Raw genomic sequence first — 16,107 nt, forward strand, 5'->3', positions numbered from 1 at the left:
TTCCCCATTTCTGCTCGTTATTAAAGCCTAAGTGTTCTACTTGCCTAACATAGAAGAATTACTGAGGCATTTCCAAACTGATCGCCCCTAACTTTCCTGCCCGGAAATCGTCAATCAGACATTTGGCAGCCTTATCCAGATCAAATTCTCCACCAGCCTTCAAACATCCTCTTTTCTCTGCTATCTGCTTCAATGTCTCTTCACTGGCCTTTTCCTCTGCTATTCCATAAAAGTTACTGACAGCATTCGGATAATTCTCCCGCAAATACTGAAGCAGTAAAACGCTTAATTCGTAAATATTATATAACTCATCCTTAATGGATCCAATATAGGCCAGGCGTAATCCAACCTCCTGATCTTCGAACTTAGGCCAAAGGATACCCGGCGTGTCTAACAGCTCCTCCATCTTATTCAAACGAATCCACTGCTTTCCTTTTGTAACACCCGGTTTATTACCTGTTTTGGTACAAGCTTTACCGGCAAAGCTGTTAATAAAAGTTGATTTTCCAACGTTTGGTATTCCCACGATCATCGCGCGGATCGGACGATTCAAAATACCGCGTCTCCGATCTCTTTCTATTTTTTCTTTACACGCTGCCTGAATAACATTATGAACAGCTTTCACACCTTTTCCATTCTTGGAATTCACTTTCGCTACAAAATAACCCTTTTGCTCATAATACTGCACCCACTGGTCTGTCCGCACCGGATCTGCCAGATCATATTTATTCATCAACAGTATACGTGATTTTCCATTTGCCAACTGATCAATGTCTGGATTCTTGCTGCTATATGGCACTCTCGAATCTACCAACTCAATAATAACATCGATCAGTTTTATGTCTTCCTGCATTGCACGTTTCGCCTTAGTCATATGACCCGGATACCATTGAAACTGCATATTTATCCTCCATTTCAAACTACGTACTAATTTGCCGCAGCACTCGCTGTCGGACTTGCCGACGGATCTGCGTGTTTCTGTTCAAATCCATTGATCCTGTTTACCAACGTAAAATGATTGGTACGGATCCATGCCTTACCAACAATATTTTCCGACATAACATTACCGACATTTGCATTGCGGCTGTCTTCACACTCATTACGATTGTCACAAAGCATAAAGTACTCTCCTTCTGAAAGGGTAAACTCTTCCAGTGCAAGTCCACCATTTTCCATGGTCGGAAATCTATACTTCTCCTTTAACTTATCGCCATCAATATACACTTCCCCATCTTTGATCTGAACCTTTTCTCCAGGCAAACCGATCACACGCTCCACAGTATAATAATTATGCTGCGCCCCATTGTGTTTAACAACCACAACGTCATTTCGTCTAACCTTGTGCAGACGATAACACATCTTATTGATCAGGATCTCATCCCCATCTTTCAAGGTAGGACTCATATATTTCCCGGATACCGTCATTTTTTCCAGGCCAAAATGGGTAATTGCATATGCCACAAATAATACTACGCCTATTTCTAAAGCACACAGTAAAACACGAAGAAATATTTCTTTTCTCTTTTTACTGTGATCTTCTAAATCAAAGTCATATTTCATATCCGTTCTCCATTTATAAACAGTATGCCTGCAGTGCTCTGATCGCATGCTTGCTGATCAAACATTTATAATGCTCTTTGCAATACTGCTCCATATAAGGACGGGGTGAGCAAATTGTTCCATAATCCAACAATCTGCGACATAAATACTGATACTCGTCCATCTTTAATTTTCCCTTTTTGATCAGCAGATAATACGTTCCACTGTTCTGATCTCGAAACAACTTGCTATTAATATTCTTTTTGGTATAAAAATCTGCAGCAAACTGCTCCAATCCATCCAAATTATCAAAGGAATACACCTTTGCCGAACTTATCAAGCTTTTCTCCTTATCCCGCCTTATCTTAGCAAGATCCTTCATATGCTTTTGATAATTCTCTTTATCGGCATCTACCGTGTTTTTCTTTTGAAATAGATCCATATTTTCGCTGGTATGTATCGCTGCCTGATCGTCCACATCAGGTATCTCGCCATTCTTGAGTCCTTCTACAATAGCTTCTGCGGTCTCATCATCAATAGATCCGGCAAGATGTCGGATTTGATTCAGCATATTATTCATCCCCTCCGGACTTTGATCAGAAAATGTAATGATCAGGGAATTATCAGGCATGCGCATCAATTGCATGGAAACAACGCCGCCTTCAACTTCATAGCCGACTTCTTCCTCTGCTCGTTCTACCAACTGCTCCAAAAACTCACGTGCTTTGTCCTGATCCGTGAAGAAATCCTCGATCTTAAATCCATATTCCTCCATTTCCTCTTCGGACATACGACACTGCACTGTATTCTTATCAATTCTACGAAAATTCAAAACTATCCCTCATTTCTTTGCAAAAATACTATCAGTATAGTCCTCATTATCTTAATCCTAAATGAGCAATCTGTCAAATATGAGGTGTGTTTCTATTGTTTGGGTTATGCACCAATGCCAAAATAAACCAAAACAAGAATTCCTAATACGATACGATACCATCCAAACGGCTTAAAATCATGCTTTCGAATATAATCCATTAAGAAACGAATAACGAGCACGGATACCAAAAATGCGGTAAACATTCCCAATAACAGCATCCCTAATTCATAACCGGAAAAATGTAGTCCAAAATGCATCACTTTCATCAAACTAGCACCAAACATGACCGGAATCGCCAAGAAGAATGTGAACTCCGCCGCTACGGTACGGGAAAGTCCGATCACTAAACCACCGATGATCGTTGCACCGGATCTGGATGTTCCCGGGAATAATGCCGCGATCAACTGAAACATACCGATCATAAATGCGGCACGATACGTAATCTGTGCGATGGTTGTCACCTTGGCATCACGTCCCTTGTTCCAGCGTTCTACGATCAAAAACACGATACCAACCAATATCAACATTAATGCAACCACTTGATAATGATAAAAGGCTGCTTCTAATTGATCTCCCCACACCAGCTCAACTACTGCTGCCGGCACACAGGCAACAATAATCTTAAACCACATCGAAAATGTATCCTTTTTAATATAACCTTTTTCCTTGCTGCAAAATGGCCATAGCTGATTCCAAAACATTAATACAACAGCTAAGATCGCCCCCAACTGTATGACAACCAGATACATCTCCCAAAAATCGGAAGATACCTTCATCGGCATGATTTTCTCTAATAAGATCATATGTCCGGTACTACTGATTGGAAGCCATTCCGTAATGCCCTCCACAATACCATAAATAATTGTCTTGATCCACTCCATCTTTCATCCTCTTTTCTTTTTACATTTCACGTTTTGTGATTCCACTCAAACTTCTGAGCAGTCTTTGGCGGTTGTTCTCAATTTCTATTTAAATATTCGAAGACTGTAATTTACCGTAAATCTCCTTGCTATTCACAACAGTATTTTCCTTTTAAACAAAAAATGAGACAGAACCTGATCCAAGTTCTGTCTCATTATATCCTATTTTATCATTAAATAGAACCGCTATTCCAAATAATTTAATAATTATTTAGGAATTATTTTACAACCTTTTTTAACTCTTCTGTGAGCTTAGGAACGATCTTATTCAAGTCGCCTACAATACCGTAATCAGCTACGTCAAAGATTGGAGCTGTCTCATCTTTGTTGATTGCAACAATGATGTCAGACTCTTCCATACCTGCTGTATGCTGAATTGCACCGGAAATACCGATTGCAAAATATACGTTAGGACGAACTGTCTTACCAGTCTGTCCAACCTGAAGCTCTTTTGGAAGCCATCCATTATCTACTACGGCACGGGAGCAGCTTACTGTACCACCGATCACATCAGCAAGATCCTGAAGGATCTTGAAATTCTCAGCACTACCTACACCACGACCACCGGATACGAGGATCTTAGCATCCATAATATCTACAGTATCAGACAATTCTTTAACAACATCCAAAATCTCAACATATTTGTTGTTTGGTGTGAAACCAGGATTGTACTCAATAACCTCAGCCTTAGCACCGGCAATTGGATCAATCTTCTGCATAACACCAGGACGAACAGTTGCCATCTGAGGACGGTTGTCCGGACAAGCGATTGTTGCGATTGTGTTACCACCAAATGCAGGACGTGTCATAAGAAGCTGGTTATGCTTCTGCTCCTGATTTGGAACTGGATTGATTGGAAAATCACCAATCTCAAGTACAGTACAGTCAGCAGTAAGACCTGTTGCAACACGTGCAGAAACACGAGGACCAAGATCACGACCAATTGCTGTTGCACCAACCAAAACGATTTCCGGCTTATACTCATTGATGACAGAAGCTAATGCATGCGCATATGGCTCTGTTCTATACTCTTTCAGCTCAGGATCATCTACAACGATAACCTTATCTGCGCCGTACTCTGCCAACTGATCTGCAAGACCTTTTACACCAGAACCGATCAGAACTGCTGTAACATCTGTGCTCAAATCAGCTGCTAACTCTTTTGCTTTACCAAGCAATTCAAAAGCGATACCGCTTAATTCGTTGTCTACCTGCTGTGCAAAGACATAGACACCCTTATATTCTTCTAAACCCATTTTAGTCACCACTTTTCCTTATTATTGTTAGATTACATGCTTCTCTTTTAACTTGCTCATGATGTAAGATACTGCCTCATCCGGAGAATCTGGAGTAACTTTCTCACCAGCACCCTTTTTAACCTTATCGGATGCTTTCGCAATCTTAGTTGGTGAACCCTTCAAACCTAAGTTAGAGTCATCAACATCTTTCAAATCAGCTCTGCCCCAAACAGTGATCTCCTTATCAAATGCATCGAAGATTCCGCCAGGAGTCATGTAACGTGGCTCGTTCAACTCAGAAAGAGCTGTTACGAGACAAGGCATTTTAGCCTTTAATACATGATATCTATCATCGTACTGACGCTCAACAATAACGCTGTCACCTTCTACCTTAATATCCTTTGCATAGGAAATTACCGGAATATCCAAATGCTCAGAAATCTGTGGTCCTACCTGAGCGGTATCACCATCAATAGCCTGACGACCTGTGATGATCAAATCATAATCAATGTTTCTAAGAGCACCTGCGATCGTTGTAGAAGTAGCCCAAGTATCAGCACCACCAAGTACACGATCTGTTACCAAAATACCGTTATCTGCACCCATAGCCATTGCTTCACGAAGAACTTCCTCAGCCTTTGGAAGACCCATGGTCAATACAGTAACCTCTGCTCCTGTTTCATCTTTAATTCTAAGTGCTGCTTCCAAACCTGCTTTATCATCAGGGTTCATGATGGCAAGCATTGCACCTCTGTCCAGTGTACCATCTGGATTAAACTTTACTCCGCCTTTGGTATCTGGAACCTGCTTTATACATACTACAATTTTCACGGCAATGTCACTCCTTGTCTTATATAATTTGCAATTATCAGTTCTTACTTCAAAAGAGCACCAGAGATTACCATACGCTGAACTTCAGAAGTTCCCTCGTAAATCTCTGTGATCTTAGCATCACGCATCATACGCTCTACATCGTACTCTCTGATATAACCATATCCACCGAACAACTGTACACACTTTGTAGTAACTTCCATTGCTACCTCTGCTGCGAACAATTTTGCCATAGCAGCCTCTACAGAGTAAGAAACTCTAGCGCCATCAGCAAACTGCTGTTTCTTAAGTGCAGCCTTGTATACAAGATTCTTAGCAGCCTCTACCTTTGTTGCCATATTAGCAAGCTGGAACTGTGTATTCTGCTGCTGAGCGATTGTACGGCCAAACTGTTTTCTTTCCTTTGTGTACTCGATTGTTCTCTCCAGTGCACCCTCTGCAAGACCAAGTGCCTGGGAAGCGATACCAATACGACCACCATCCAAAGTATGCATTGCAATTGGGAATCCTTTTCCTCTTACACCGAGCATAGAATCTGCAGGGATTCTGCAATCCTCGAAGATCAACTCATATGTGGATGAACCACGGATACCCATTTTCTTCTCTTTTGTACCGAAGGAGAATCCAGGTGTTCCCTTCTCTACGATAAATGCAGAGAATTTCTTAACTTTTCTGCCTCTCTTGTCTTCGATAACATCTGTATAAGCAATGATGATATAAACATCAGCAACTTTACCGTTTGTAATGAAGCACTTAGAACCATTTAAGATCCACTCACCAGTTGCTTCATCCTGAACAGCCTTTGTCTGAACACCCTGAGCATCTGTACCTGCACCCGGCTCAGTAAGACCGAAGGCACCAAGTTTTTTGCCACTGCAGAGATCCGGAAGGAATTTCTGCTTCTGATCTTCTGTTCCATAAGTAAGGATCGGATCAACGCAAAGAGAAGTATGTGCGGATACAACAACACCTGTTGTACCACAAACCTTAGACAACTCCTCTACACACATAATGTATGTTAAAATGTCAGCGCCCTGTCCGCCGTACTCCTTAGGAACCGGAATTCCTAAGAATCCGCTCTTACCCATCTTATCAACCGTTACCTGTGGGAATGCTTCTGTCTCATCTGTTTCCTGAGCCAGAGGCTTAACTTCATTTTCAGCGAAATCTTTGAATAACTGTCTCGCCATCTCATGCTGTTTACTTAATGTAAAATCCATGATTTCTTTTACCACCTTTCATGTCATATTTATTGTGTGCTGTTTCAGACACATATTTTATTTTTAATGTTCTGCCAAAACAACTTGTTCTGACAGAACACTAAAAAATGTGAACTCATTTCAGAATTGATTACAGCGCATCAACCGGTGTCTTTGTACGGTCAGCATTGTATACATAGAATCCTTTACCACTCTTAACACCAAGGTTACCGCCACGTACCATCTTACGAATAAGTGGGCATGCACGATACTTGCTGTCACCAGTCTCATTGTAAAGTACATCCATGATAGCTAAGCAGATATCAAGACCTACGAAATCACCTAACTCCAATGGTCCCATTGGATGATTTGCACCAAGCTTCATAGCTGCATCGATACCAGCGATGTCAGATACACCTTCCATCTTAATGAAAGCTGCTTCGTTGATCATTGGGATAAGGATACGGTTTACTACGAAACCAGCAGCCTCATTAACCTGTACAGGAGTCTTTCCAATTTCCTCAGAAATCTTCTTGATTGTCTCAACTGTCTCAGCTGGTGTATTAACACCTGCAATAACCTCGATCAGCTTCATGCGGTCTGCCGGGTTAAAGAAATGCATACCTACCATCGGACGAGTTAAACCATTACCGATCTCTGTAATAGAAAGACTGGATGTATTAGAAGCAAATACACACTCCGGCTTAGCAATCTTGTCAAGCTCAGCGAATGTTGTCTTCTTAACCTGCATGTCTTCAAATGCAGCTTCTACGATAAGATCGCAGTCAGCACAAAGGTTTTCTTTCAAGCCCGGTGTGATTCTGCCAAGGATAGCATCTACAGCGTCCTGTGTCATCTTACCCTTCTGTACCAATCTGTCATAGCCTTTAGCGATCTTCTCTTTACCGCCATCAGCCCACTCCTGCTTAATGTCGCAGAGAGCTACCTCATATCCTTCATTCTGAGCAAATGCCTTAGCAATGCCCTGTCCCATAGTACCAGCACCAATAACGCCTACTTTCATGATATTACCTCCATATTTTAATTAATTTTTTGGGGAAACGGATGAAAATCCGCTTTGACTATAGTAAAGTGCCAGGGGATGATCACTCATCCCATGACACCCACCAATTCGATTTTAACAGTTTTTGAAAGGAACTACTTTAACTTTCTGATCCTTTGGAGCTAAGAAATTGCCCATTCCAGCTTTCTGATCTTCTGTCTCAAAGCAGTCACCAAATAACTTTTCTTCAATCTCAACAGCTTTGTCGATAGATACCTGAAGACCTTCGTTGATTGCTTTCTTGCAATTACGAACAGCGATCGGAGCCTGTTTTGCAATACCTGCAGCCATCTTCTGTGCTGCCGGGAGAAGCTCCTCTAATGGATATACCGCATTTACAAGGCCAATGCGATATGCCTCGTCAGCCTTAATATTTCTTGCTGTGTAGATCAACTGCTTAGCCATTCCAGGACTTACCAAACGAGCCAGTCTCTGTGTTCCACCAAATCCAGGTGTAATACCAAGACCAGCTTCAGGCTGTCCAAATACAGCATTCTCAGAGCAGATACGAATATCGCAACTCATAGAGATCTCGCATCCGCCACCAAGTGCGAATCCGTTCACTGCAGCGATCACAGGGATTGGGAAATGCTCTAACTTAAGGAATACATCATTTCCCTTCTTACCAAACGCCTCACCCTCGGCCTTTGTGAGTGTACTCATCTCTCCGATGTCAGCACCTGCAACAAATGATTTCTCACCTGCTCCGGTAAGGATCAAGCAGCGAACTGTATCCAGATCAACTGCATCTAATGTAGCATTCAGCTCGTCCAACACCTGGCTGTTCAAAGCATTCAATGCCTTTGGACGATTGATTGTAATGGTTCCTACTGCACCATCTACTTCATATAAAATAAAATCCATGATTATGTCTCCTTTATGTGATTACTTTATCAACCGCAATCTGTGAATTACTCTTTCTCAACGATTGTTGAGCAACCCATTCCACCACCGATACAAAGTGTTGCAAGACCCTTCTGACCTTTCTCCATCTGGTGCAGAAGTGTAACAAGGATACGGCAGCCTGATGCTCCAACCGGATGACCAAGTGCAATTGCTCCACCTTTCTTATTAACTTTAGACATATCGAACTTAAGATCCTTAGCAACTGCTACAGACTGTGCTGCAAATGCCTCATTTGCCTCGATAATATCCATATCATCAATTGTAAGACCTGTTTTCTTCAAAAGCTTGTTCGTAGATGCAACCGGTCCAACACCCATGATAGATGGATCAACACCGCCCAATGCACCGCCAACAAATGTTGCCATTGGAGTAACACCAAGTTCTTTTGCTTTCTCTTCGCTCATTACAACGATTGCTGCAGCACCATCATTGATACCGGAAGCGTTACCAGCTGTAACGACACCGCCCTCTTTACCGGAGCAGCATTTCAACTTGCTAAGGCTCTCTGCTGTTGTTCCAGCACGAGGTCCCTCATCCTTAGAGAAGATGATTGGCTCTTTTGTCTTTCTATCTACACCTGTCTGAACAGGTACGATCTCTGCATCAAATCCGCCTGCAGCAATTGCAGCTTCACATTTCTGCTGACTGCTTGCAGCAAACTCATCTAACTCTTCACGAGTAAGATTCCACTGATCAGCAACATTCTCAGCTGTGATCATCATATGATACTGATTGAATGCATCCCAAAGTGCATCATTTACCATGGTATCTACTAACTTACCGTTGTTCATACGGTATCCGAAACGGCCCTGCATCATAGCATATGGTGCCATCGACATATTCTCCATACCACCAGCAACAACGATGTCAGCATCTCCTGCTTCGATCATCTGAGCTGCCATATTTACACAGTTCAAACCAGAACCACATACGACATTTACTGTAACTGCCGGTGTCTCAATAGGAAGACCTGCCTTAATAGATGCCTGGCGTGCTACGTTCTGTCCAAGACCTGCCTGGATTACACAGCCCATATATACATGATCAACTTCTTCCTTTGGAACTCCTGCTCTCTTAAGAGCTTCCTCGATAACGATAGAACCTAACACTGGTGCCGGAGTCTTGCTCAATCCTCCACCCATTTTACCGATTGCAGTACGACATGCGCCTGCCAAAACAACTTTCTTTGCCATAACTAAATCCTCCTTGTTTGATATGTGCAGAACAATCCATACAATATATAGCGTTCCATATGCACTCTTTGCCTCTATGATATATCAAATTGAAATAATTAGCAAGCATTTTTCTTTCATTGTTTGTGGAATTCCGACAAAATTTGTCAGCAAAGATTTCTCTGCGATTTGTTGCGAATAAAATGATTTCGTGCTATTTTATTAGATAAGAGTTTTACATAGGATCTGAAATTTCTTCTACACTTTCGGATTCTCAATTCAAAACAGATATGGAGGAGAAAGAATATGAACTTTCAAACAATGTACAACGAAAAGCTAACTTCCGCAGAAGATGCGGTCAAAGTTGTCAATTCCGGCGACTGGGTTGATTACGGATGGTGCACGGGTACGCCGGTAGCCTTGGATGCTGCTATGGCAAAACGTCTTCCGGAATTGACTGATGTAAACTTCAGAGGCGGTATTTTAATGCACGTTCCGGAGATTTTCAAGATTGACTCTCCTGCACAGCATATGACTTGGAATTCTTGGCATATGGGCGGCATCGAACGTAAAGCAATCGCACAAAATTTCTCATTTTATAATCCGATCCGTTACTCCGAGCTGCCGCGTTATTACCGCGACTCCGCTACCCCTTCCCGTGTAGCAATGTTTCAGGTAGCTCCAATGGACAAACACGGCTATTTCAATTTTGGACCAAACGCCTCTCATATGGCTGCTGTCTGTGAGCGCGCAGAGATTATCATCGTTGAAGTTAATGAAAATATGCCTCGCTGCTTAGGTGGATTTGAAGAGGGAATCCATATCAGTCAGGTGGCCATGATCGTAGAAGGCTCCAATCCGGCTATTGATGCAACGGGCGCTGCTGCTCCTGCTACAGAAGTAGATGAAGCTGTTGCAAAATATATCGTAGATGAAATTCCAGACGGTGCCTGCCTGCAGCTCGGTATCGGCGGCATGCCAAATGCAGTCGGTTCTCTCATTGCTAAGTCCGACCTTAAAGATCTTGGTGTACACACAGAAATGTATGTAGATGCCTTTGTGGATATTGCAAAAGCCGGCAAGATCACCGGCATGAACAAGAGCATTGATAAAGGCCGTCAGGTATATGCTTTCGGTGCCGGAACACAAAAATTATATGACTACTTAGACGAAAACCCTCAGTGCATGAGTGCCCCGGTCAATTATACCAATGACATCCGCTCCATTTCCGCATTGGATAATTTCATTTCCATTAATAATGCAGTGGATATTGACTTGTACGGACAGATCAACGCTGAGAGTGCAGGAACCAAACAGATCAGCGGTGCAGGCGGACAGTTAGACTTTGTATTAGGCGCTTACCTTTCCAACGGTGGTAAATCCTTCATTTGCATGTCTTCTACTTTCACCGCTAAGGATGGCACCGTAAATTCCAGAATCCGTCCTACTTTGGCGAATGGTTCTATTGTAACAGATACACGTGCCAATGTTCATTACTTCGTAACCGAATATGGTATTGTTAATCTCAAAGGACTTTCCTCCTGGCAGAAAGCAGAAGCCATTATTTCCGTGGCTCATCCTGATTTCCGCGACCAGTTGATCGCAGAGGCAGAACAGATGAAGATTTGGAAACAGAGCAATAAACGCTAAGCGGAACATTTATAAAAAACAGCCGAAGATGGATAACGTCCCTACGAAAAACGGACGTTATCCATCTTATTTTTAAAAGTGAAATCAAAATACCTGAACAAAAAGGACCGTAAAATACTCTCCTAACAAAAAACGCTTAAACTGTAATGTTTAAGCGTTTTTTAATGGCTAAATCCTTAAGCTTCTTTTTTTGCTGTCAGAATTATTAAGCTTCTTTTTTGCTGTCAGTTTTTGCCTGAAACTTTTCATTAACGATCACAAAGCGCTCATGTACGCCTTCGCCGATCAGCCCTTTTGTATCATAAGCCTTTACTGTAAATACCAGTCTTCTTCCATCTACCTCTGTCAGTTCTGTCTCACATGTGATCTCCATACCAACCGGTGAAGCGGAAACGTGTTTCACATTCATTAATGTTCCTACCGTTCCCATGCCATCCTCTAATTCTGCTGTAACACTTTTGTAAGCAGTCTCTTCCATCAATGCGATCATCGCAGGCGTTGCATAAACAGCAAGCTCACCGCTTCCCATCTCTTTTGCCGTAAGTTTCTCCGTCACTACCTGACGTCCGGTTCCCTTGATTCCTTTTTCTAACATTGTATCCTCTCTTTCTGTTTAATGTACTCTATCCTCACTATATTGTCGACTGCCCCGTGCCAAAATTTCATTTGTCAATGCATTACCATTTATCTTACACCGGACATTCCGGCAGCACAGCAAAAACGCGTTTCGATGCTAGTTTTCAAATTCCACGACTACATAATAACCGCGGTCATTGTGGGTTACGTCCTTTACAATACCATCTCTGCTCTGTATCCTCTCATTTACCTTAAAACAGCCGGACATAGCAACAGCAGGCTCTATGATATAGGAATAATTCAGTGCTGTCTTTTTTTCACTGACATGCACTGCATCCCCTGCTTTCACCAGACCGGGACGTTCCATCTTAAACGTCATCTCCCGCATACCATTACCTCCTTTTAACTCTTACGTATAAATTCTGTCCGACATTGCGGACACGTGATCGCAATCTTTCCTTTTCCTCTCGGCACACGAATCCGCTGCTTACAGGATGGACATTTGTAAATACGATTCTCGCGCCGATCCTTGATGCGAGAACAAAACTTCTGCCAACGCTTACGGAATATACCCGCAAACATCAAATATTGTTCATTTTCGCGGTACCGCTTTGTGCAATTTCGTGACATTATACGGTAATCAACGTAGAACACTAAAAATAATGCAACACCCATCAACAGCGCACTAACTACCCGAATTGATATTATATTTCCGATAATATACATCGGAATAGCTACAATAAACAGAAACTCTGAATATTGATCCACTATGCCATAACGCCCTTGCATAAATCTTCTGATGCGTTCTTTTAATCTCATCTTGTATCCTCCATCTTCTATATCCAACAAATCCTGTCCTGCATACACAGCGCAGAAATTCATAGAATATTTGACGATAAGCCGTCCTGCGATTCTTAATCGCGAATCTTAAAACCACTTATAAGTCTAAAGGATCGTATAAATAATTCAATAGCTCTAATTATAAAATATTCTTAAAATTCTATAAAACTCCGTCACTTCGTTTCGAAGGAAAACTCCTGCAACAAATGAATTTCATTATCCATCGGCTGATACTTCACGTGCAGTACATCCCCGGCACTAATGCGTATCAACGATTCATCTTCTTTGAACGCCTGTTTATATACCTGATGATTCGTATCTTTGATATATACCATAGTTCCATCATCCGAATCAATATACTCCACACTCTGCACAGTGATCGTATCCTCTTTCAGATCATTTTCCTCGGTTTCCAGCTTTCCATCGGAAGCTAGGAGCGTCTTATACTCTTCAAACACTTTTGTCTGAGATGTCGCTGTTGCAACAATATTGTACTGCTCCACATTAACCATCGCATACAATTTAACCAATCCACCGGCGTCCTTAAGAACCATAATATACGTTGGAGTACCCGACACATTGATCAGGCTTGGAAAAGATGCCTTATAGCCTTTTTCCTGCACCTCTCCCTCTGCAGCAGACATAGCAGAATGTTCTTCCGCACCGGACACCTGATAATATCTCGCCTCCGAGGTACGCTGATTCATCATCACAAATCCAATATTAGACTGATCCCCATTTGCCGATGTAACACCGGTATATACCCACACATCATCGCCAATGATCTTATATCCAAAATCATCCGTTGCCTGCTTACAGCCTTTCTGCCCGATAATACTGTTAATATATCCACCAGACAGCATACCATGCCAATTATACTTTTTCGTAAGCAGATGACCATCATATACACTATCCACCCAAGATGGACAATCTCCAATCGCATAATATTTGCACTCACCATCGATTGGATCACAAATGATCACACCATTCACATCTATGCCGCCAAACAATCCAACTCTTGCTGTCATTGTCGGACAAATATAATATGGATTTCCATCATCATCCACCTCAAATTTATATCCGCTAATGATCTTGGTTGGATAAGTAAGCTGCACATGACGCTGCAGATTATAATTAAAATATGCCGAGGGAACATATTTCATCGGCTTTGTCAGTTTCACATACTTAGCCTCTGAATTCACCGGATTAACCTGTACATATCCCGGCACACCACTGTTTCGATTATTCCACCATTTGAAGAAACTCGCGTACTTCAATCCCGAAACTTTCATCGGCTGTCCTTTAATACTGATCTGCGTATAATCCGCTTCGATCTCGTACTGGCTGACCACATCCGACAAAGAACCAATCTTACGATTACCAAATATCCTGGCACTCTCCGTATCCATCAATGCAATGTCTGTAACTTGATCAGACTGCTCTATATCCTCCGTAAATTCCCGTTTATCTACCGGAAGCAGGTTTGCATAGGCACGTGAACGAAATAGCGTAGCGCCTAACGCCGAACCAACGATCAGCACACCAACACATACGATAACCAATACACTGCAAAGCTTCGCAAACCACGAAAATTCCTTGATCGACGGTTTCTTAGACAATCTTCCAACCATCTGAGAAATGGATGATTTTGCTCCCAGAATGATCGCCAACGACAAAAAAACAACGATCAATGTTGTCCAAAAAATCTCCAAATGTATATTAATCGCCGGGAAATAGGCATAATAAAACCCACCGATCACTGCTGCAAAAATAACAAACAAGCCAATTCTCACCTTTAATTTCATAATCATCCTCACTTTCTACAACTTATCAGCCTTCAAATCTGGCAGAAGCCAATAATTCATTCTTCATTTTATAATAAGATGGTGTCATATCAACATAATGTTTATGCGGGTTTTCAAAGCGCTGCTCTTCCTCCCAAATTTCTTCCGAAAGCTGACGTTCCACATATTTTGCGATCTCTTTTACACTTGGGGTCGTTCCTACAAAACGACCATCAATAAATACCGGCTGCTGCAACGGAACAAATGTGCATCCGGTAAATACTCTGCGTTTCCAGGGCTTGTTCGGATCGACATACTCTACTTCCCCAGAAGTTTCAATCTCTTCGTCTCGTCCGGCTAACAAATCGGCAATCGCCTTATGATTTTCATCATACACACGATATATCTGTTTCCAACCCGGATTGGTAATTTTTTCCACATTCTCCGAAATCTTAATGCGAGGATCAAACATACCATCCTCTTCTACTGCCGCAATTTTATAAACTGCGCCAAAAACCGGTTCCGATTTCGATGTAATAAGACGCTCTCCAACACCAAAACTGTCAATGCAGGCTCCTTGTCTGACAAGGGATTGAATGGTAAACTCATCCAAACTGTTAGATGCAACGATCCGGCAATCTTTCAATCCTGCATCATCTAACATTTTACGCGCCCTTTTGGATAAATATGCAAGATCACCACTATCCAAACGAATTCCCTTTAATCGTTTCCCCATAGGCTCTAATACTTCTTTCGCCACACGGATCGCATTCGGTACGCCACTGTGAAGGACATCATACGTATCTACCAACAGAACCGTTGCATCCGGATATAATCTGGCATACTTTTCAAACGCCGTAAATTCATCCTTATAAAACATGACCCAACTATGTGCCATCGTTCCGCTGACCGGAATATCAAACATCTGACCTGCCAACACCGTAGCGGTCGACGTTGCTCCACCGATCACTGCCGCTCTGGCACCATAGACAGCTGCGTCCATATTGTGGGCTCTTCTCGCACCAAAATCTGACACTGCTCTGCCTGCTGCCGCATTGCATATACGTCTCGTCTTCGTTGCGATCAATGATTGATGATTGACCTCCAGCAAAACAGCCGTTTCGATCAACTGAGCATCGATCAATGGAGCTACTACCGTAACGATCGGCTCTCCAGGGTACATCACGGTACCTTCCGGAAGTGCATACACATCACCTCGGAACGTAAAACGTGCAAGATAATCTAAAAATTCTTCTGCAAAAATCCCCTGCTCTCGCAAATACGAAATATCCTCTGCCGTAAACTGTAGATTACGGATATAATCTACAATCTGTTCTAATCCGGCAAAAATCGAATATCCGCCACCATCCGGATTAGCGCGGTAAAACACATCAAATACTACTCTTGTATCCAAATCCTGTCCGACAAAATAGCCATTGCTCATCGTCAATTCATAAAAATCCATTACCATGGACAGGTTTCTCGCATCTTGCTGCCTCATAACCATCACTCCCT

At 42.2% G+C, this 16,107-nt stretch carries 16 protein-coding genes; 1 reads left to right on the forward strand and 15 read right to left on the reverse strand.

Translation table 11 applies throughout. From position 1 onward, the window contains the following. Positions 1 to 58: 58 nt before the first annotated feature. The 10 genes from ylqF to ACSAJE_RS03060 form a co-directional block, all read right to left on the reverse strand. On the reverse strand, positions 59 to 901 hold the full coding sequence (gene ylqF / locus ACSAJE_RS03015; RefSeq protein WP_458009642.1) for a ribosome biogenesis GTPase YlqF: 843 nt from the start codon (positions 899 to 901) through the stop codon (positions 59 to 61). Positions 902 to 927: 26 nt separating this feature from the next. Next, positions 928 to 1,560 (reverse strand): signal peptidase I, encoded by a 633-nt coding sequence (gene lepB / locus ACSAJE_RS03020; RefSeq protein WP_182434119.1) that lies wholly within the window; start codon positions 1,558 to 1,560, stop codon positions 928 to 930. A 13-nt stretch (positions 1,561 to 1,573) separates the two neighbouring features. Beyond that, complete coding sequence (locus tag ACSAJE_RS03025; RefSeq protein ID WP_458009643.1) at positions 1,574 to 2,371, reverse strand: adaptor protein MecA; 798 nt, start codon at positions 2,369 to 2,371, stop codon at positions 1,574 to 1,576. Between the two features lie 104 nt (positions 2,372 to 2,475). Next, positions 2,476 to 3,294, reverse strand: a complete 819-nt coding sequence (locus ACSAJE_RS03030; protein ID WP_022025323.1) for an undecaprenyl-diphosphate phosphatase — start codon at positions 3,292 to 3,294, stop codon at positions 2,476 to 2,478. Between the two features lie 257 nt (positions 3,295 to 3,551). Next, positions 3,552 to 4,589: an electron transfer flavoprotein subunit alpha/FixB family protein gene (locus ACSAJE_RS03035; RefSeq protein WP_118690420.1), complete on the reverse strand. Its 1,038-nt coding sequence runs from the start codon at positions 4,587 to 4,589 to the stop codon at positions 3,552 to 3,554. Between the two features lie 27 nt (positions 4,590 to 4,616). Continuing rightward, complete coding sequence (locus ACSAJE_RS03040) at positions 4,617 to 5,402, reverse strand: electron transfer flavoprotein subunit beta/FixA family protein (RefSeq protein WP_022025325.1); 786 nt, start codon at positions 5,400 to 5,402, stop codon at positions 4,617 to 4,619. 44 nt (positions 5,403 to 5,446) lie between these two features. Next, positions 5,447 to 6,622 carry an acyl-CoA dehydrogenase gene (locus ACSAJE_RS03045; protein ID WP_022025326.1) on the reverse strand — a complete coding sequence of 392 codons (1,176 nt, stop codon included), beginning with the start codon at positions 6,620 to 6,622 and terminating at the stop codon, positions 5,447 to 5,449. A 130-nt stretch (positions 6,623 to 6,752) separates the two neighbouring features. Continuing rightward, positions 6,753 to 7,625: a 3-hydroxyacyl-CoA dehydrogenase family protein gene (locus tag ACSAJE_RS03050; RefSeq protein WP_458009644.1), complete on the reverse strand. Its 873-nt coding sequence runs from the start codon at positions 7,623 to 7,625 to the stop codon at positions 6,753 to 6,755. Between the two features lie 114 nt (positions 7,626 to 7,739). After that, positions 7,740 to 8,528 carry an enoyl-CoA hydratase-related protein gene (locus ACSAJE_RS03055; protein WP_022025328.1) on the reverse strand — a complete coding sequence of 263 codons (789 nt, stop codon included), beginning with the start codon at positions 8,526 to 8,528 and terminating at the stop codon, positions 7,740 to 7,742. A 47-nt stretch (positions 8,529 to 8,575) separates the two neighbouring features. After that, positions 8,576 to 9,763 carry an acetyl-CoA C-acetyltransferase gene (locus tag ACSAJE_RS03060; protein WP_458009645.1) on the reverse strand — a complete coding sequence of 396 codons (1,188 nt, stop codon included), beginning with the start codon at positions 9,761 to 9,763 and terminating at the stop codon, positions 8,576 to 8,578. A 285-nt stretch (positions 9,764 to 10,048) separates the two neighbouring features. Between ACSAJE_RS03060 and ACSAJE_RS03065 the strand changes: the two genes are divergently transcribed. After that, on the forward strand, positions 10,049 to 11,392 hold the full coding sequence (locus tag ACSAJE_RS03065) for a butyryl-CoA:acetate CoA-transferase (protein WP_118690417.1): 1,344 nt from the start codon (positions 10,049 to 10,051) through the stop codon (positions 11,390 to 11,392). Positions 11,393 to 11,597: 205 nt separating this feature from the next. Here ACSAJE_RS03065 and ACSAJE_RS03070 read toward each other — a convergent pair whose 3' ends face one another. From ACSAJE_RS03070 to ACSAJE_RS03090, 5 genes are all read right to left on the reverse strand, one after another. After that, positions 11,598 to 11,987 (reverse strand): thioesterase family protein, encoded by a 390-nt coding sequence (locus ACSAJE_RS03070; protein ID WP_118506829.1) that lies wholly within the window; start codon positions 11,985 to 11,987, stop codon positions 11,598 to 11,600. A gap of 138 nt (positions 11,988 to 12,125) precedes the next feature. Continuing rightward, positions 12,126 to 12,356, reverse strand: coding sequence for a hypothetical protein (locus ACSAJE_RS03075; RefSeq protein ID WP_022025333.1), 231 nt, complete (start codon positions 12,354 to 12,356; stop codon positions 12,126 to 12,128). Positions 12,357 to 12,370: 14 nt separating this feature from the next. Continuing rightward, on the reverse strand, positions 12,371 to 12,787 hold the full coding sequence (locus ACSAJE_RS03080) for an Rcat domain-containing protein (protein WP_022025334.1): 417 nt from the start codon (positions 12,785 to 12,787) through the stop codon (positions 12,371 to 12,373). Positions 12,788 to 12,981: 194 nt separating this feature from the next. Next, the gene (locus ACSAJE_RS03085; protein ID WP_458009646.1) at positions 12,982 to 14,613 is read right to left on the reverse strand and encodes a hypothetical protein; all 1,632 of its coding nucleotides are present in this window, start codon (positions 14,611 to 14,613) and stop codon (positions 12,982 to 12,984) included. Between the two features lie 25 nt (positions 14,614 to 14,638). Continuing rightward, positions 14,639 to 16,093: a nicotinate phosphoribosyltransferase gene (locus ACSAJE_RS03090; RefSeq protein ID WP_458009647.1), complete on the reverse strand. Its 1,455-nt coding sequence runs from the start codon at positions 16,091 to 16,093 to the stop codon at positions 14,639 to 14,641. Between the last annotated feature and the right edge of the window lie 14 nt (positions 16,094 to 16,107).

This window comes from Jutongia sp. SJQ-6, assembly GCF_054161275.1.

Bases quoted from the DNA above. Each gene is read 5' to 3' on its own strand.
- ylqF (WP_458009642.1), bottom strand. From the start codon at position 901: ATGCAGTTTCAATGGTATCCGGGTCATATGACTAAGGCGAAACGTGCA.
- ACSAJE_RS03080 (WP_022025334.1), bottom strand. From the start codon at position 12,787: ATGAGATTAAAAGAACGCATCAGAAGATTTATGCAAGGGCGTTATGGC.
- ACSAJE_RS03050 (WP_458009644.1), bottom strand. From the start codon at position 7,625: ATGAAAGTAGGCGTTATTGGTGCTGGTACTATGGGACAGGGCATTGCT.
- ACSAJE_RS03035 (WP_118690420.1), bottom strand. From the start codon at position 4,589: ATGGGTTTAGAAGAATATAAGGGTGTCTATGTCTTTGCACAGCAGGTA.
- ACSAJE_RS03045 (WP_022025326.1), bottom strand. From the start codon at position 6,622: ATGGATTTTACATTAAGTAAACAGCATGAGATGGCGAGACAGTTATTC.
- ACSAJE_RS03065 (WP_118690417.1), top strand. From the start codon at position 10,049: ATGAACTTTCAAACAATGTACAACGAAAAGCTAACTTCCGCAGAAGAT.
- ACSAJE_RS03085 (WP_458009646.1), bottom strand. From the start codon at position 14,613: ATGAAATTAAAGGTGAGAATTGGCTTGTTTGTTATTTTTGCAGCAGTG.
- lepB (WP_182434119.1), bottom strand. From the start codon at position 1,560: ATGAAATATGACTTTGATTTAGAAGATCACAGTAAAAAGAGAAAAGAA.
- ACSAJE_RS03070 (WP_118506829.1), bottom strand. From the start codon at position 11,987: ATGTTAGAAAAAGGAATCAAGGGAACCGGACGTCAGGTAGTGACGGAG.
- ACSAJE_RS03030 (WP_022025323.1), bottom strand. From the start codon at position 3,294: ATGGAGTGGATCAAGACAATTATTTATGGTATTGTGGAGGGCATTACG.
- ACSAJE_RS03075 (WP_022025333.1), bottom strand. From the start codon at position 12,356: ATGCGGGAGATGACGTTTAAGATGGAACGTCCCGGTCTGGTGAAAGCA.
- ACSAJE_RS03060 (WP_458009645.1), bottom strand. From the start codon at position 9,763: ATGGCAAAGAAAGTTGTTTTGGCAGGCGCATGTCGTACTGCAATCGGT.
- ACSAJE_RS03055 (WP_022025328.1), bottom strand. From the start codon at position 8,528: ATGGATTTTATTTTATATGAAGTAGATGGTGCAGTAGGAACCATTACA.
- ACSAJE_RS03090 (WP_458009647.1), bottom strand. From the start codon at position 16,093: ATGAGGCAGCAAGATGCGAGAAACCTGTCCATGGTAATGGATTTTTAT.